Origin of the sequence: Celeribacter baekdonensis B30 (assembly GCF_000299875.1) — a bacterium.
Lineage (GTDB): Bacteria > Pseudomonadota > Alphaproteobacteria > Rhodobacterales > Rhodobacteraceae > Celeribacter > Celeribacter baekdonensis_A.
The window spans coordinates 1-18,024 of the sequence record NZ_AMRK01000011.1 but is presented as its reverse complement, the minus strand read 5'-3'; the positions used below and the strand labels follow the sequence as shown (position 1 = coordinate 18,024).

General features: G+C 58.1%; 13 protein-coding genes. 9 read left to right on the top strand and 4 right to left on the bottom strand.

Annotated elements, in window-relative coordinates; translation table 11 throughout:
- Positions 1-149: 149 nt before the first annotated feature.
- Positions 150-3,665, top strand: coding sequence for a DNA polymerase III subunit alpha (gene dnaE / locus B30_RS16665; protein WP_040402837.1), 3,516 nt, complete (start codon positions 150-152; stop codon positions 3,663-3,665).
- Positions 3,665-4,798, top strand: a complete 1,134-nt coding sequence (locus B30_RS16660) for a hypothetical protein (protein WP_009573313.1) — start codon at positions 3,665-3,667, stop codon at positions 4,796-4,798. The genes dnaE and B30_RS16660 overlap by 1 nt, the downstream gene beginning before the upstream one ends.
- 44 nt (positions 4,799-4,842) lie before the next feature.
- Here the strand turns inward: B30_RS16660 and B30_RS16655 are convergent, their stop codons facing one another.
- Positions 4,843-5,055, bottom strand: coding sequence for a SlyX family protein (locus B30_RS16655; RefSeq protein WP_009573312.1), 213 nt, complete (start codon positions 5,053-5,055; stop codon positions 4,843-4,845).
- Between the two features lie 158 nt (positions 5,056-5,213).
- Between B30_RS16655 and hisS the strand changes: the two genes are divergently transcribed.
- From hisS to hisG, 3 genes are read left to right on the top strand one after another with little or no spacing between them, the layout of a single operon-like run.
- On the top strand, positions 5,214-6,713 hold the full coding sequence (gene hisS / locus B30_RS16650; RefSeq protein ID WP_009573311.1) for a histidine--tRNA ligase: 1,500 nt from the start codon (positions 5,214-5,216) through the stop codon (positions 6,711-6,713).
- Positions 6,713-7,810: an ATP phosphoribosyltransferase regulatory subunit gene (locus tag B30_RS16645; RefSeq protein ID WP_009573310.1), complete on the top strand. Its 1,098-nt coding sequence runs from the start codon at positions 6,713-6,715 to the stop codon at positions 7,808-7,810. The genes hisS and B30_RS16645 overlap by 1 nt, the downstream gene beginning before the upstream one ends.
- Entirely contained in the window at positions 7,810-8,508 is a 699-nt protein-coding gene (hisG, locus tag B30_RS16640) for an ATP phosphoribosyltransferase (RefSeq protein ID WP_009573309.1), read from the top strand. The genes B30_RS16645 and hisG overlap by 1 nt, the downstream gene beginning before the upstream one ends.
- Positions 8,509-8,533: 25 nt before the next feature.
- Here the strand turns inward: hisG and B30_RS16635 are convergent, their stop codons facing one another.
- Complete coding sequence (locus tag B30_RS16635) at positions 8,534-8,953, bottom strand: DUF1489 family protein (RefSeq protein ID WP_040402835.1); 420 nt, start codon at positions 8,951-8,953, stop codon at positions 8,534-8,536.
- A gap of 148 nt (positions 8,954-9,101) precedes the next feature.
- On the opposite strand from B30_RS16635, the gene B30_RS16630 reads away from it, so the two are divergent.
- The 4 genes from B30_RS16630 to B30_RS16615 all read left to right on the top strand — a co-directional run bounded on the left by B30_RS16630 (position 9,102) and on the right by B30_RS16615 (position 13,523).
- The gene (locus B30_RS16630; RefSeq protein WP_009573307.1) at positions 9,102-11,369 is read left to right on the top strand and encodes an adenosylcobalamin-dependent ribonucleoside-diphosphate reductase; all 2,268 of its coding nucleotides are present in this window, start codon (positions 9,102-9,104) and stop codon (positions 11,367-11,369) included.
- Positions 11,370-11,683: 314 nt separating this feature from the next.
- Positions 11,684-12,733 carry an AAA family ATPase gene (locus B30_RS16625; protein WP_009573306.1) on the top strand — a complete coding sequence of 350 codons (1,050 nt, stop codon included), beginning with the start codon at positions 11,684-11,686 and terminating at the stop codon, positions 12,731-12,733.
- Between the two features lie 84 nt (positions 12,734-12,817).
- Positions 12,818-13,270: a DUF6634 family protein gene (locus tag B30_RS16620; protein ID WP_009573305.1), complete on the top strand. Its 453-nt coding sequence runs from the start codon at positions 12,818-12,820 to the stop codon at positions 13,268-13,270.
- A 1-nt stretch (position 13,271) separates the two neighbouring features.
- Complete coding sequence (locus tag B30_RS16615; protein ID WP_009573304.1) at positions 13,272-13,523, top strand: hypothetical protein; 252 nt, start codon at positions 13,272-13,274, stop codon at positions 13,521-13,523.
- Between the two features lie 360 nt (positions 13,524-13,883).
- Here the strand turns inward: B30_RS16615 and B30_RS16610 are convergent, their stop codons facing one another.
- Positions 13,884-15,626, bottom strand: a complete 1,743-nt coding sequence (locus B30_RS16610; RefSeq protein ID WP_009573303.1) for a UvrD-helicase domain-containing protein — start codon at positions 15,624-15,626, stop codon at positions 13,884-13,886.
- Complete coding sequence (locus B30_RS16605; RefSeq protein WP_009573302.1) at positions 15,623-17,722, bottom strand: ATP-dependent nuclease; 2,100 nt, start codon at positions 17,720-17,722, stop codon at positions 15,623-15,625. Before B30_RS16605 ends, B30_RS16610 begins: the two co-directional genes overlap by 4 nt.
- Between the last annotated feature and the right edge of the window lie 302 nt (positions 17,723-18,024).

The window sequence follows — 18,024 nt, the reverse complement described above, 5'->3', positions numbered from 1 at the left end:
GCAATTTGCAAGGGATTCCGACGCTGCTCCTGCATAGAGTTTGAACGTTTGGTGAAAAACTGAGCGCTTTGGGGCCGTGGAATGAGCTGTGGACAAGAGGCGTTTTGCACTTGGCGGCGGTTGTCGCCATGCGTTAGCTTATGCCACAAATGAGCAGTCCCTCCTTCATCCATCTTCGGGTCCATACCGAATATTCGCTTCTCGAAGGCGCAATGCGGCTTAAGAAATTAAGCGGCATGGTCTCCGATATGGGCATGCCTGCGGTGGCTGTCACCGACACCAACAATCTGTTTTGCGCGCTGGAGTTTTCCGAATACGCCAAAGGTGCCGGGGTTCAGCCGATCATTGGCTGTCAGGTGGATGTGGCCTTTGCCGAAGGCGAGCCGGGCGAAAAAGCCAAACCCCCGGCGCCGGTCGTATTGCTGGCGCAAAATGAGCAGGGCTATGAGCATCTGATGAAGCTCAATTCCTGCCTTTACATCGACAAACACGGTGCCCTGCCGCAGGTTACGGTGGAGGAGTTGGAACGCTATTCTGAGGGGGTGATTTGTCTCACCGGCGGCGCACTGGGCCCGATTGGGCGGATGATCACCGAGCATCACCAACCACAGGCCCGCGCGCTGTTGCAGCGCTTCAAAGAGATTTATCCAAACCGGCTTTACGTCGAGCTGCAACGCCATCCGGGCGAAGATGGTCAGCACACCGAGGCCGAGCGGGCAACCGAGCGGTCTTTCGTGGAATGGGCCTATGATTTGGGTCTGCCTTTGGTGGCGACCAATGATGTCTATTTCCCGAAAGCGGAGATGTATGAGGCCCATGATGCGCTGATTTGTATCGCGGAAGGGGCCTATGTTGACCAGTCCGAGCCGCGTCGGCGGCTGACCGATCAGCATTATTTCAAATCCCCTGCGGAAATGGCCGCACTCTTTGCCGACCTGCCGGAAGCGATTGAAAATACGGTGGAAATCGCCAAACGATGCGCGTTCAAGGCCTATAAGCGTGATCCGATTTTGCCGAAATTCGCCGATGACGAGGTCGAGGAGCTGCGCAAACAGGCGTGGGAGGGGCTTGAGGCCCGTTTGGCGGTGATCGAACCCGCTGCCCCGCGCGAGGAATATGATGCGCGACTGAAATTCGAGCTTGGCATCATCGAGCAGATGGGCTTTCCCGGCTACTTTCTGATCGTGGCGGATTTTATCAAATGGGGCAAAGAACAAGGCATCCCGGTGGGGCCGGGTCGCGGCTCCGGGGCGGGCTCGCTCGTCGCCTATGTGCTGACCGTGACCGATCTTGATCCGCTGCGCTATTCCTTGCTGTTCGAACGGTTCTTGAATCCCGAACGTGTGTCGATGCCTGACTTTGACATCGACTTTTGCATGGATCGCCGCGAAGAGGTGATCCGCTACGTTCAGCAAAAATACGGTCGCGACAAGGTCGGTCAGATCATCACCTTTGGTGCGCTTTTGTCCAAAGCTGCCGTGCGCGACATCGGTCGGGTGTTGCAAATGCCCTATGGTCAGGTGGACCGCCTGTCAAAACTGATCCCGGTGGAGGGAGTCAAACCCGTCTCCATTCACCAAGCGCTGATCGACGAGCCGCGCCTGCGCGAAGAGGCCAAAAACGAAGAGGTCGTCGACCGGCTTTTGACCTATGGCCAACAGGTCGAGGGCCTGTTGCGCAACGCCTCCACCCACGCGGCCGGTGTGGTGATTGGCGACCGTCCAATTGACGAATTGGTGCCGCTTTACCAAGATCCGCGCTCCGACATGCCCGCGACCCAGTTCAATATGAAATGGGTCGAACAGGCTGGTTTGGTGAAATTTGACTTTTTGGGTCTCAAAACCCTGACCGTGATCCAATCGGCGATGAACCTGATTTTCAAATCGGGTCGGCCTTTGCACATCGCGGCCGACGGCACCACGCTCTATGAGCCGCCCGAGGGCGCGGAAAATGAGATCAACCTCATCCCGCTGGATGATGACAAAACCTATAAGCTCTATTCAGACGCCAAAACGGTCGCGGTGTTTCAGGTGGAGAGCTCGGGCATGATGACCGCGCTGCGCCAGATGAAACCGACCTGTATCGAGGACATCGTGGCGCTTGTGGCGCTCTATCGTCCCGGTCCGATGGAAAACATTCCGACCTACTGCGACGTGAAACACGGGCGCAAGAAATTGGAATCGGTGCATCCGACGATTGATCACATTCTGGCCGAGACCCAAGGCATCATCGTCTACCAGGAACAGGTGATGCAGATCGCTCAGGTCATGGCGGGCTATTCGCTTGGCGGTGCGGATTTGTTGCGCCGTGCCATGGGGAAAAAGATCAAAGAGGCGATGGACGCCGAGCGCCCGAAATTCGAGGCGGGGGCGGCGCAAAACGGCGTCGATAAGAAAAAAGCCTCTGAAGTCTTCGACCTGTTGGAAAAATTCGCCAACTACGGCTTCAACAAATCCCACGCGGCGGCCTATGCGGTAGTGTCCTATCAAACCGGCTGGTTGAAGGCGAACCACCCTGTTGAATTCATGGCCGGCGTCATGAATTGCGATATTCACCTCACCGACAAATTGGCGATCTATGCCGAAGAGGTCCGCCGCGGCCTTGAGATCGAGATCATTCCGCCCTGCGTGAACCGATCTTTGGCGACGTTCGATGTGGTCGATCAAAAACTGGTCTACGCGCTGGGCGCGCTCAAAAACGTTGGTGGCGAGGCGATGCAATTGATTGTGCGGGCGCGGGAGGCGGGCAAGCCGTTCGTCACCCTGTTTGATTTTGCCCGCCGGGTCGATTTGAAACGGGTTGGCAAGCGGCCTTTGGAAATGCTGGCGCGGGCGGGCGCATTTGATCTTTTGGACCCGAATCGTCGCCGGGTGTTCGAGAGCCTCGATCCTTTGGTGCAATATTCCGCTGCGATCCATGACCAAAAGGCCTCGAACCAGGTGTCGCTGTTTGGCGAGGCGGGTGACGACCTGCCCGAACCGCGGCTGTCCCCGGTCAGCGACTGGGTGGCCTCTGAGCGACTGATGGAAGAGCAAAAGGCCATCGGGTTTTTCCTCTCCGGTCACCCGTTGGACGACTACGCCAGCGCTTTGAGACGCAAGAAAATCGGCACTATCGCTGATGCCCAAGCCAAGGCCGAGGCTGAAGGCTCCGCCATCGTCAAGGTCGGTGTCATGGTGTCGGGCTTTCGCGAGATGAAATCGGGCAAAGGCACGCGCTATTTCCGCATGAATATCTCCGACAGCACCGGGCAATTGTCCGGCATCGCCATGTTCCCGCGCAAAGACGATTTCGACAGCTCAAGACAGGTGTTTGAAACCACGGATAAGGTCGTTGTCACGCTGGAAGGGCGGTTCAACGATGGCCAATTCGACCCGACCATTCGCTCGGTCGGTCCGATGGAAGCCGTCGTGGCCGATGCGGGGGGCGCGGGCTTGCGGATTTTCTGTGACGATGTGGTGGCGATTGCGCAGGTCGGCGATCTGTTGACCCGCACCACCCGCGAAGCCAAGCAACCGGCGCGCGGGGCTGTGGCCTTTTGCATCATGGCGCCGGATTATCCCAACGAAGTGGACATCGACATTCCACAGTCCTTTGTTATAACGCCCGAAATCAAAGGAGCGATCAAATCGCTCGACGGGGTTGTGATGGTGGAGGATCTGTGATGGCGGCGAGGCTTTCGGTTTATGTGCTGGCGGCCAGCGTGGCCTTGTCTGGCTGTCAGCTTCAGAGCCCGACAGACCCGCCGATTTCGAACACGGACGTCCCCGCCGCTGGCCTCTCTCAGGCGCAATTGTCCCGTGCCTTTGCCGCCGCCGCAGAGGCCGCCGAAACCGAGGACACCGTCGAGACTGGTGAAAAGCCGGGTCAGCCAAAGGGACTTTTCGCCTTTTTGAAGCCTGCATCACCCGAGGCCTCGCCTTTGAGCGGCACCGAGATTGAGGTGGTGACGGGCACATCCCCCGAGCAGAGCGCGACGTTGATTGCGATGCCTGAGACGGTCGATGGGGCGGCGGTTTTGGAGGTGCCGGAAGAGACGCAGGAGGCTGAGACCAAATCTGCTGTGACCAAAGAGGCGAAAACAGGCGGGTTCTTTGCGTTCTTGAAACCGAAACACCCCGCTGCGCCCGCTGAACCGGAATCCTTTGTGGCGCGGCCAGAGACGCATGGCGTTCCCGCCGTGCTTCGCGCGCCAGATGAGACCCCCGAGTCCCTTGGCGCCCCCCCTGAGATCCAAGCGCCCACAGTCTCTGCAGCGCCGAACAAGCCGCTGTTTGGATTTTTGAAGCCCAAAGCCAGCCATGACTCACCGAAGGCTACGGTACAGCCCGGCGAGATCCTGCCCTTTGGTGAGGTTGGCATCGCGTGCGGCGCCAACAAACGCAACATGGGGCGCGAGGTCGATCAGTTCCCGCGTGAGGGCGCGACCGTTTGGCGGCTTTTTGATACCGACCCGGCCAACACCGGGCCAAGGACACAGTTTATCACCGGCTTTGCCGATGGCTGTCCGCGTCAGGTGACGGCGGCTTTGGTGATGTTTGGGGCGGCCGACCTGCATGAGGTATTGCGCTATTCCGAGAGCAATGACCGCGAATGGACCAAGGCCGACAAAAGCTATGAGGCGATCAAATCCGCAACCTGTGGCGTGAAGCGCAAACAACGCTGCCCGGCGAATAAGGTCGGGCTTTTGGAAAAACAACTGGCCTTTGTGTCGGTCTATCCGACCTTTGGTGCGCCGAAAGGGTGGCTGGAACTGTTGCTCCACAATGGCGATGTCATGTCCGAAGAAATCCGTTGAAGCGCGTCAGATTCAGCTCCATTTTCCTTCGGGAAATATGATTTTTACCAATGTGGTGGGCGTTGATCGGCCAAGGCCACGGTGCCCTCGCCATCGGACTGACGCACCGCCTCCGCCTGCATCAACATCCCAAGACGCCGACCGATCACTTCGATCTCACGTTCTTGCCGGGCGACAATATCGGACAGCTCATCCACCGTTTTGCTCAGATGCGCGACCTGTTCCTCAAGCGCGAGGGTGCGATTTTCAGTGCTCATTCTGGCTCTCCCTGTGACGTCATCATTACGTAATCTGACCTGCGTTCCAATGATACGGCGGTTTGTCCCGGTTTTCACCCGTCGGATGCGGTCCCCGGCTTGCCCCTTTGGCCCCCGTGGGCTATGCCGCATCCCGTGACAGACGTAAAGGACAGGCCATGGCCAAGCCCAAGAAAACCCCACGCCCCAAGGCGATCACGCCCAAAGGCTTTCGCGATTATTTTGGCACCGAGGTGACCGAACGCAAAGCCATGCTCGATCAGATTGCGGCGGTCTATCATCTCTACGGCTTTGAGGCGCTCGAAACCTCGGCGGTGGAGACGGTTGAGGCGCTTGGCAAATTCCTGCCCGATGTGGATCGCCCGAATGTGGGGGTCTTTGCCTGGCAAGAGGAACCCGAAGCGGAAAAGCCCGGCGATTGGCTGGCGCTGCGCTATGACATGACCGCGCCTTTGGCCCGCGTGGCCGCGCAGTATCGCAATGAGTTGCCCTCGCCCTATCGCCGTTACGCGATGGGGCCAGTCTGGCGCAATGAAAAGCCCGGTCCGGGGCGGTTCCGTCAGTTTTATCAATGCGATGCGGACACTGTGGGCGCGCCGTCCGTGGCCGCGGATGCCGAGATTTGCGCCATGCTGTCGGACACGCTTGAGGCCGTTGGTATTCCCCGCGGCGATTACATCATTCGCGTCAACAACCGCAAGGTTTTGGACGGCGTGTTGGAGGCGGCTGGGCTGCCCGACACCGAGGAATTCTCTGATGTGCGCGGCATCGTGTTACGTACGATTGATAAGCACGACAAATTTGGTGACGAGGGCGTTATGGCTTTGCTGACCGAAGGCCGCAAAGACGAAAGCGGCGATTTCACCAAAGGTGCGGGACTTGCGACCACGCAGGTCGAACTGATCTTGGGCTTCGTCAACGGTCGCCAAGTGGACAACGATGCGACGATTGCGCGTCTTGGCGCGTTGGTCGAAGGGGCACAAACCGGCATTGATGGCGTCGATGAACTGCGGCAGATCGCCAATCTTCTGGCCGGGCAGGGCTACGGCCCGGATCGTATCGTGATTGATCCGGCGGTTGTGCGGGGCTTGGGCTATTACACCGGCCCGGTTTATGAGGCCGAACTGACCTTTAAAATCGAAGATGAAAAAGGCCGGGTGCGCGATTTTGGTTCGGTTGCGGGCGGCGGTCGCTATGACGATCTGGTCAAACGCTTTACCGGCCAAGAGGTCCCGGCCACGGGCATGTCCATCGGCGTCGATCGGCTTTTGGCCGCACTGACCGCCAAGGGCCGGATGGGTGCAACCGCGCAAGGCCCGGTTGTGGTCACGGTGATGGATCGCGACCGGATGAATGATTACATGGCGATGGTCACGGAATTGCGCCAAGCGGGCATTCGCGCCGAGGTCTACCTTGGCAATCCCAAGAATTTTGGCAACCAACTCAAATACGCCGACAAGCGGATGAGCCCGGTGGCGATCATTCAAGGTGGCGATGAAGAGGCCAAAGGCGTGGTGCAGATCAAGGACCTGATCCTTGGCACCAAACTGGCGGAAAACGCCTCGCTTGAGGAATGGAAAGATCGCCCGAACCAATTCGAAGTGCCCCGTGGCGAGATGGTCGCCAAGGTGCGCGAAATCATTGAAGGCTATTCCTGATGCCCCGTACAGACATTCCAAAAGCCGCCGTGCGCGCCGAGGCCGCACGCCTGAAATCGGGGTTTGAGGCCAAGGGCGCGCATCCGGTCGAGATGGATGTTCTGCTGCCTGCAGAGGTGCTTTTGGACCTCTACGGCGAAGATATCCGCGCCCGCGCTTACATGACCTCGGACCCGGATCGCGGCGAAATGATGCTGCGCCCGGATTTTACCGTGCCCGTGGTGCAGGCCCATATGTCGGACGGCGCCGAACCGGCGCGTTACACCTATGCGGGCGAAGTGTTTCGCAAACAAGAGGTGATGCCCGAGCGCGCCAATGAGTATATTCAGGTCGGCTATGAGGTCTTTGACGGCGCCAATCCCGCCGATGCCGATGCCGAAGTCTTTGCCGCTTTTTCCGATGCGCTTGCGGGCTATGATCTGCGTGCTGCTACAGGCGACATTGGCATTCTGGTGGCCGCCGTGCGGGGTCTTAAGACCACCGAACGCCGACGCGCGGCCCTGTTGCGCCACATCTGGCGGCCCCGCCGGTTTCGCGCGCTGATGACCCGGTTTTCCGAGGGCGGTACAGATTTGCGTCAGCAAAACCTCGAACGTGTGACCGCCAATCTGGCGGAGGCTGAGGCGCCCTTTATCGGCTTGCGCACCCAATCCGAGATTGACGCGCGTATTCTGGCGTTGAAAGAAGACGCCAATGAGCCGTCAATTTCCGAGACCGAAATTGAGCTGCTCGACGACATTCTTTCGTTGAAAGAAACCGTGCCTAATGTGCTTTCTGCGTTGCGCGACATCGTGGTGGATATGCCCGCGATCTCTGAGGCCGTGATCCGGTTGAGCCGTCGCGCCGATGCGATGGCGGCGCGTGGTGTCGATGTCGAACATCTCGAATTCGAGGCCTCCTATGGCCGCACCTCGATGGAATATTACGATGGGTTTGTCTTTGGCTTTTACGCCGAAGGCCGCCCGGATTTGCCGCCCGTGGCCACCGGCGGGCGCTATGATGCGCTCACCGCCGTTTTGGGGCAGGGGCGCTCTATTCCGGCCGTGGGTGGGGTGATGCGCCCCGGCTTGATGTTGGCTCTGAAAGGAGACGCGTGATGGTTGTCAAACTGGGCGTGCCCTCCAAGGGCCGGTTGATGGAAAAGACTTTTGAATGGTTCGCGCAGGCGGGGGTGACCCTGTCGCGGGCGGGCGCTGAACGCGAGTATTCCGGCGTGGTCGAGGGCATTGAGGGAGTGGAATTGGTTCTGTTGTCCGCCTCTGAAATTCCGCGTGAATTGGCGGCCGGGCGCATTCATTTGGGCGTTACAGGCTCCGATCTGGTGCGTGATAAACTGGCCGCGTGGGACAGCAAGGTGATCGAAATCGCACCGATGGGATTTGGTCATGCCGATCTGATCATCGCGGTGCCGAAAGCCTGGGTTGATGTCGATACGCTCGACGATCTCGACGCCGCCGCCGCCGCTTTTCGCGCCCGTCATGGCTTTCGCATGCGCATTGCCACCAAATACCACCACCTCGTGCGGGAGTTTTTGAAAACCAACGGCGTGGCCGATTATCAACTGGTTGATTCGCAAGGCGCGACCGAAGGCACGGTGAAAAACCTGACCGCGGAAGCCATCGCTGACATCACGTCAACGGGCGAAACTCTGCGCGCCAATCACCTCAAAATTCTCAATTGCGAGCCGGTGCATAAATCCCAAGCGACCCTGTTCAAAAGCCGCACAGCCGCCTGGTCTGATGACACGCGGGCAACCATGGTGGCGCTCAAAGAGATGTTGGGGATGGGGGACTGAGGCGGGGGCCTGCGCCTGAGACGCTTCAAATCAATCCAATCTCGGCCAAGGTTTGTGCCAGTTCTGGCGGCAATTCTTGTTCGCTTTCGCGGCCCTTGGGCAGGTCCGCGGGGGCGTCTTCGGGTTTGAGGTAGCGCCAGCCTTGGAACGGGCGTCGGGTGGCATTTTGGGTGCGAATCAAAGGTTTGGCCAAGACGATGCGACAGCGCCGCACGCCATCCGCGCCGATCACTTCTTCGAGGCCAGTGACGTGCTGACGGGCCTGAATCACGCCCTTGATGACCCAATAAAGCGACCCGCCATTCAAAAGCGCGTCCTCTTGTTTCGGCCACATCCGCGTGACATGGCCGCGCGCCTCGCCGGGGGTGGCGTCAATATAGGCTTGGAGCTGATCAAAACTGTCGACACCCACGCAAAGTTTTACTAGATTTATGTAGTCGGACATCATCTACCCCTACCTGTGGTGTTCAAATTAGATCTGCACACAAAATATTCAACCCACATTTGGACGTCTTGCGCGTTGATCTTGGACCTATAGCACGATACATCCCGCTCTCTAAACCGCTGACTCGAACAAAATCGGACCCTTGCACATGACACGTTTTGCCGCCCCCATCGCCGAACAAATTTGGGATATGAAATATCGTCTGAAAGAGGCGGGCGGAAAAGCGATTGATCTGACCGTCGAAGACAGTTGGCGCCGCGTTGCACGATCGCTGGCCTCTGTCGAAAAAGACAGCGCGGCGTGGGAAGAAAAGTTCTACGGTGCGCTTGAGGATTTCAAATTCCTGCCCGCAGGTCGGATTTTGGCAGGTGCTGGCACGGGCCGCACTGTGACTCTGTTCAACTGTTTCGTCATGGGCACGATCCCTGACAGCATGGGCGGCATTTTTGACATGCTCAAAGAGGCCGCTTTGACCATGCAGCAAGGCGGCGGCATCGGCTATGACTTTTCCACCATTCGCCCCAAAGGCGCGGATGTGATGGGCGTGGCAGCGGATGCCTCTGGCCCGCTGTCCTTCATGGATGTGTGGGATGCGATGTGCCGCACGATCATGTCGGCGGGGTCGCGTCGCGGCGCGATGATGGCGACAATGCGCTGCGATCACCCTGACATTGAGCATTTCATCGAGGCCAAACAAGACGCCGCCCGGTTGCGCATGTTCAACCTCTCGGTCCTGATCACCGATGATTTTATGGAAGCGGTTAAGGCCGATGGTTCTTGGGATCTGAAATTCGGCGGCAAGGTTTATCACACGGTTGAGGCGCGCGATCTTTGGAACAAGATCATGAAGGGCACCTATGACTACGCCGAGCCGGGCGTGATTTTCATCGACCGGATCAACAAACTCAACAACCTGAATTACGTCGAGACCATTGCGGCGACCAACCCCTGTGGCGAGCAGCCTTTGCCACCTTATGGTGCCTGTCTTTTGGGCTCGATCAACTTGGCCACTTTGGTCGCAAACCCGTTTGCGCCAGGCGCGGAGATGGATGAGGCAAAGCTGTCTGATCTGGTCGCCACCGCCGTGCGGATGATGGACAATGTGGTTGATGCCTCGCGCTTCCCGCTTGAACAACAAGCCCAAGAAGCCGCCGCCAAACGTCGCATTGGCCTTGGGGTCACCGGGCTTGCCGACGCTTTGTTGATGATCGGTCAGCGCTATGGCTCCGAAGAGGCCGCCGCGACCTGTGAAAAATGGCTCAAAATGATCGCCCGCGCGGCCTATCTGGCCTCGGCTGGCTTGGCTAAGGAAAAGGGGGCTTTCCCGCTGTTTGACGCAGATAAATATCTGGCCTCCGGGTCGTTGATAGACATGGATCAGGACGTCAAAGATGCGATCCGTGAGAACGGTATTCGCAATGCCTTGCTGACCTCGATCGCGCCGACCGGGACGATTTCTCTCTATGCCGGCAACGTCTCGTCGGGGATCGAGCCGGTGTTCGCCTATGCTTACACCCGCAAAGTTTTGCAAAAAGATGGCTCGCGCACCGAAGAAGAGGTCGTCGATTATGCTGTCAAAATGTACCGAGACAAATTCGGCGCGGATGCGGAATTGCCGGAGTATTTCGTCAATGCCCAAACGCTCGCGCCGCTGGATCACGTGCGGATGCAGGCGGCGGCGCAGAAATGGGTCGATAGCTCAATTTCCAAAACCATCAACTGCCCGGAAGACATCTCTTTTGACGATTTCAAAGAGGTCTATATGGCGGCGTGGGACAGCGGCTGTAAGGGCTGCACCACCTATCGTCCGAACGATGTGACGGGCTCGGTTTTGTCTGTGTCTGAAACCTCGGAAGCGACACCCGAATCCGATGAAGGCGCCGAAGTCGTCTATCTCTCTGAGCCGCTCGATCGCCCGCAACAGCTTGAAGGCAATACCTATAAACTCAAATGGCCGGATTCTGAGCACGCGATCTATGTCACCATCAATGACATCGTCCATGGCGGGCATCGTCGTCCGTTCGAGATTTTCATCAACTCCAAGAATATGGAACATTTCGCCTGGACCGTGGCTTTGACGCGGATGATTTCGGCGGTGTTCCGGCGCGGCGGCGATGTGTCTTTCGTGGTCGAAGAGCTCAAAGCCGTATTCGATCCGCGCGGAGGTGCGTGGATGAAGGGCAAGTACATCCCTTCGATCCTGGCGGCGATTGGTGGCGTGATCGAAACGCATCTGGTCGAGACCGGGTTCATCGAAGGCGAAGGCATGGGCCTGAAAACCGACCCGCAAGCCGAGGTCGCCGTATTGGGCCAAAAACCGCGCGGCAAGGCCTGTTCGTCCTGTGGCCAATACGACATGCGCATGATCGAAGGCTGCATGACCTGCGCCTCCTGCGGCTATTCCAAATGCGGCTGAGGTGAATTTGGGCCCCACTTGTTTCGGCGGGCAATTGAGGGACATTCCGGCCAAAAAAACGGACTCTTGCTGGGTATAAAATGACCAGTCGAAGCTAAGTCGTTGATATTGCTTGATCTGAAGAATGCCGGTCCGAGAGGTCCGGCATTCTTGCGTTCCGGGCAGTCTCCTTGGCGCCCAGGTTGACCTAGGACGCGCCATGTTCTCATAACGTTCTCAAGGATCCGGATCCTCTGACTGAAACCCCTGGCAGCCCCGCGTTGCCAAATGTTGGCCGCCAATCGAATGGCGCGCCGGCTCAGAGAGGACACCCAATGCCCCGAATACCGTTTGCCGATGTCAGGTTCCCTCCCGAAAACCTGCAGTCTGAATTCGAGATCAATACGCGCCTGAAACGTTTCCTGTGGCGGTACAGGGAGAACATGGAGAATCCTCCCGATGAGTTGGGCTTGTCGGAAGAGGACCGCGCAAAGATAGAGCGCCGGACGCAAAAATATCTCCGCAAGGTCGCGAACCAATCCGGGTTGGCGCACCTCGACAGAAGAGACCGTGCGCGGCTCGAGGTCTTCCGGAATGGTGCAATGCTGATGCCGGTCGAGACCGAGCATCGCGCCGACGAGATCGCCAGCGCCATTCATACCGCCATGCCGTGGATGGCACCTGCCACCGATCGTCTTTGGCGGGACATGCGCGCTTCGGTCCGCAACGGCGATCCTGCGCCCCGTCTGAGGCCGATGCTCCTCGTTGGTCCGCCAGGGATCGGGAAGAGCCACTGGGCGCGCCTGCTGGGGGATCTGCTCTCCGCTCCAACGACAATCATCGAAGCCACAGGGGAGCCTGCGCCATTTGCTGTGACGGGGTCTCAGCGAGGCTGGGGATCGGCGAGCCCGGGTAAGGTTCTGGAAGGGATCATGGCGTCTCAAATTGCCAATCCTGTGATCGTGATCGACGAGATCGAGAAGACCGGGGATGTCCAGACGACTGGCGGTCAGCGCTATTCTCTGGATGAGGGTCTGCTGCCGCTCCTCGAAAGGTCTACCGCGCGCCACTGGTCATGTCCGTATTTCCGCATTGCTTTCGACATGTCCTGGGTCACGTGGGTGCTCACAGCCAACACCCTCCGCGGTCTGTCAGAGCCGTTTCTGAGCCGTTGCCCTCCCACCGAATTGACGGCCCTCACACAGGAGCATCTGATCGACTTTGCGGACCGGGAAGGGGCGCGTCGCGATCTTCCCCAGGATGCCGTGGATGCGGTCAAGGGGGTCATCGACGCCATCCGGACCCCGCACAACGTCAGCCTGAGATCGGTCGTTCGGATGCTGGATGCTGTCGAGCAGGCAGTGAACCGCCCTGTGTTGCACTGAGAAGAACTGTCGCGAGGGGATGGCTATGACCTCCCCGACCACCGTCGTCCATCAATCATGCCTTTTTCAATCTGGGAGTTCCCCGTGAACAAGAAACCTGCGCAGCCCCACTGGGCCAAAAAGATACGTGCCGCCATCAAAGCCACCGATGGTGGCCCTTCCGAACCTGACCTCGCCGAGGCACCTGTGCTGAACTACTGGCGACCCCATGTATCTCGCCACGGCGCACCAATCCTTTGGGGCATGGTGTCGGGGCATCCGACGCTTGCGGGCGGTTGGATCACGACCTCACAGCTTGTCGCGATTGACGCCAACCGGGGTTGGGCACGCACGGCATCCCGGTGGTATGCGCTGGCTCAACCCTTCTCTGTCTATGAGGCGAAGATCGCCAAGAGCCTCGGGATGGACGAGGCACCTTCCGGCTTCGTGCAGATCGACATGCCTGGGTATCGGCCGCTGGATGACTTGTCGCTGCTTGCTGAACTGTTGGCGGCCTGGCGAGAACGTATGGTGTTCAACGACACGGGTGAGGGCTGACATGCGCGACGAGGATGGTCCCAAGTACTTCGATTTCGAGGAGCGGCAACGGCAGAAAGCGCGGGCTCGGCAACGAGACGAGGAGCGGCTGGCGCGGGGGGAGATTTCCCCCGCCGAGTTGCAGCATGAGAACATGCCGTTTCGGAAGCTCCGCCGCGACAAGGTTGCGATCTATAGAAACAAGAAGACCGGCGAGTTTGTGTGGATGTCCTTTGAGCGGAAACGGGGGGCCGAAGACGGCAGTGAGGATTGACGCTGCACTGGAGGGCCCGACCGTCAGTTGGCGTGTGAAGGGTCTTCGTTCTCTTGGTGTGGGAGGGCGCTGTTGCACGCGAGGATTCTCGTGTGCGGCGGTGCCTTGGACAGAGGATTGAGGGAAGATGGTTTTCTGCCGGTCCCCGACCGCGCAGGGAGCTTAAAATTTACATTCGCCCTGTCGGTACGTCGCGACCGGCCCTTTGCGGACGGTCCACGATGCCTTATGCTGCGGGGCAGCATTCCCCAAAGCGGCCGTTTGATACGGGTGAACTATCTTGGGCTGAAGGCAGTCTGGCGCGGCAATTCGTGACGGCGCAGCCGCTGACCAAGTGACCGGTCCCAAACGTCGCGTTCTTCAGTTCGGAAACGGAATCGCGCTAACGTTACCAGGTTCAAAAAGATGCGAAACCGCCGATAGCGCAGCAGGGCTCAGTGTCTGTGTTGCCAGAACTGCCAGACGCGTCTCTGGTCGAGATATCGCAACGTAGAATAGGTTTCGTGCGCGGTAAAATCCGCCCTCTTCCTTCGGGCCAATGGCACCTGTGTGGAGCTGGTCCAGAAACCTATGCCAGTTATAGTGAGCCCATCCTCCACTCAAGACGACCAGCACGTTCTCGAACTGCGCTCCTTTCACGCTATGCTGGGTTGCGAATGGCGTATGCCCACTTACAAATCGGTTCACCTCTATAAGCTCGGCGTAGGGGACGGACCGCAATGCCCTATGGTTCTTTAGTGTGTTAGATTCGCCGTCTGTTGGCTCTGGTCCAAGCTTCTTAATCTCGTCTTCGCGTTCCATAATGCGGTCTGTCAGGCGGGGACGCGCGGAGTCTCGGAGAAAATCGATCACATCGCCAATCGTTCCATTAAGCCTCAGTTCCACGAGCTTATCCAAGTCCTTCACCCAGCTGGCTTTGTCATCGAGAGACCGTATCGTTGGCGCCCTGCCCAGATGTGCGAACATGTTTCCGAATCGTTTAGCTTCATATGCTTCGCATAGCGGTTCTACGACGTCCGCAAAGAATGCAATTACAGCATCCTCTTTCTTCGCGAAGGCATCGTTGTATTTGAAAACCTTCGCGAGACGCGGATAGCCCTGCTTCGCGGCAATGGCATTATGGGTCAGCATAAGAACCTTCGTCCGCTTCGGCGCGAAGTCCCAGCCGTCAGCAGTGAGGTGCTCCTTCAGGCGCTCCACCACCGCCGAATGATCCGTCGCCGGCAGGTCCAGTTTATGGGGGCTGTCATCGCGCCGTGCGCCCTTGAAGTCATTGCAATGGAAGAATCGAGCCTCTCCGGGTGCCTTCGGATCCCGGACAGCCTGCGGCAAACCCGGTCTCAGTTTGTTCAGCACATTGACCACCGCTGGCACGGATCTGAAATTCGCGCCCTTGTCGATTCCAATCACATCCGGAAAGTTCGTCAGTTCAAAGTCATTTCTGTAGATGGTTTGCCAGTGATCGCCAAACAGGCCGATTATCGGCCCTTCACCAGCGGTAAAGAAGTGCTCGGAGATGGCGGACATCACGTGCGGATCGGTATCCTGATACTCATCGATGAAAAGCACGGGATAGAGGTCAGTGAAGAGGCGGCGGCTCTTTTCCTTAGCCAGCAGTTTTGCGAAAAACTTAGGCACATGGTCATGGTGCAGCGTGATCCGTTTATCGTCGATGCCAAAGAAGCCGAGATTATAGTCGACAATCTGGTCTTTCACACCGCCTCCCGCCGCGATTGCCTCAAGCTCCCGTTCCGACTCAAGGCCGATGACAAGCTCGCGGAGCGCCTTCTGATGCTGGGTCAGGAAGGACCAGGCAAAGCCGTGAATGGTATTCACAAGGATGGCAGGATGATCCTCGATATCCTGTGCGATCTCTTTGCGGGCCACCTCCGTGTAGGTGATGCATGCAACTTTTTGGCCCGCGCGGATCAAGGTGGGTCCCCGCTCGGCGATGATCTTCTTCAATGCTTCTACGAGCGAGAAGGTCTTTCCAGCGCCTGCACCGGCCTCAAGACGGAAGTTTTGCCCGGCATCAAGGCATTCACTGACACGTGCCTGTGCGGCTTGCGCGGCCTGAACCGCTGGGGAAACAGCCGCGATCATTCTTCGGCCTCCGCTGCGACCTCGATTGTAGCTGGCGGTTCAATCAGCGGCGGGATAGGAGGCAGGGGTGGCGGAGGCTCAGACAGCCAAACCAGCCCCTCACGGATGTATCGCGGCACATTCCAGTCTTCCTCCTTCACTGCGAACCGGATCGCTTCCTCGGATTTGCCGAAGCCTTTTGCTACTTCCCAAGCCTTGCTCGCGGTATCCGCATCGGCTGCAATTCCGAAATCGGCCAGGTTTGCGAGGATTAGTGCGTCCTCATAGCTGCGCGCACAATGGGCGGAGCCCTCTTCGGGAATCTGATAGGCAATCCGGTAGAAGCCTCTTGTTTTCTCTGCAGGAGTCTTTGCCAGAAGTTCTGTCACCTGAATGTCCGGCTTGTCGAACCATGCCTTGAGCGCGCTGTTGGATGTGCCCCCCGCCTCAGCGCAGAGGCACTTCCGATGCCTGCCGCCTTCAAGGCGAACTGCATCCAGATCCGTCACAATGATGGACTTAAGCTCAAGGTATTCCAACAGCGGAAAAAACTTCTGCGCGTAGGCACCACCGATCTCCATAGTGGTGATATACTGGCTACCGAGACACTTGGCGGCATCGATCCCTTTATCAATCATCCGGATGATGCGAGGCATAAGGATCCGTTCCGTTGCGCCCTCGACGAGAATGGCCTTGTCCGCGAAATAAAGATCGCATTTCGTAAGGGTCATATATTGCTGAAGAAACTTCCGATCCGGCTCCGGGATTTTCGTAGCGCCCTTCCGGAAGTCCTTGACCTTTGTCCGTCGGACCCCCGCGATAGGAGTGCTGACATTCAGGAAATATCGAATGGCTTCGAACGCGGCTGCGTTTGCAAGGTGTGATGAATGGGTCGATACGATAAACTGTGCGGGCCAGACACCGTCCCCCGGATACCTGGCAGATAATGCGCCCACCGCTTCGTTCAGCTTGGCAATGAACACCTCCTGCATCTGGGGGTGAAGATGCGCCTCCGGTTCCTCAATGAATACAAGATGCACCGCAGGGCGGGTGGGTAGGCCGCGATAGACCTTATGGATCGCTTCAAGCTGTAGCAGGATGTAGATCAGGTTCCGCGTGCCAAGGCCGTTATAGCCCTCTGGCAGATGAACGCCGTCAAACCCTGAATAGAGGATCCGCGTGTTGTCTGTTAGCACGCTTTCAATATCGATGGTGGTATGGGGTCTCAGCTCCGTGTCGTTGAGACTTGGAAAACCGAACATACCGAGCGCAGGCAACAGGCCTTTAAGCTGGGTGTCAAAGCCGCTCTGCATTGCGGCCTCAACGTGCGACACTGATTTCTTGAGCTGCGCGACAACGTCCTGATCCGATTGCGCCGCCTCAGCGGAGTTCGCCGTTCTAAAGAGCTGGCTCAGAAGTTTTCCGATAACTTCCGGGTCTCCCTTTTTGCCGGGGTCGAGTGTGCGCTGCGCACGGACAATCCCGACACGTATTAGGGCGGTGAGTTCAGAGGCACTCTGGAAGGTGCGCCGGTTTGTCGGATCGGTCGGATCTATGGCCGAGACCCGCAACGTATATGCATCGGGTATGGCCGTCCGAAGATGTCTGAAGAAGGCGGTATTGGGATCCACGGGCACAACCGGTTCGGCTGCCGGAGCCGGTTCGATTAAGAGGGGCACCGCAGGGTCGGCTGGCGTATCGAGAAGGGCACCAATTGTGGCGATTGTCGCGGAGTATTCAATCCGCGCAATCGCTGTCGTGCAGGCCGGATCAAGGTCAATGATGAACGGCGACAGGGGACCGAGACCTCCCTTGCCATATGTAAACGTCAGATCCAGAGAAATGGCGGGAAGCTTTTCGAGCAACTCTGATGCAGGCAGAACGCCCGTGTCGCGGTCGACCTTGCTCGAAATGAAAGCTGATCGCAGGCCAGCGGAGAAGTCTTCAAGCCTAAACTTGCCGGCCTGTTCGCCGAGAAAATGATCCAGCACCTCCGTCAACGACGTCTTGCCGCTATTGTTGCGCCCGACGATGACAGTAGAGCCGACCTCCACCGACATTTCGATGTCTTCGAGGAGCCGAAAGCCGCGCACATGAATTTTGGACAATGTTATCATGAAATATCTGCCTGAGTTCATTGAAGTTTATGCATGATCAATCATGTCGCGTCACTACCTATCTCCACACAAGCTGTGGAGGTTTGCGAACGGCTCCATTCTTTATATCCTGCAAGAGCAATTGAACGACCACATCAGGCCGCTTTCCGCCCTCCCTGTAGGTGACCCGGGGTTCCGCAGTGCGATCCTGGCGGCGTGTCCGCTTCCGTGATCTGGCAGGGTTCGGTTCGCACGTGCAGAGAAGGTCTGGAATCCGCCCTTGGTGTTGATGGACGCGAACGGCCCTGAGCGGATGAGGTGGG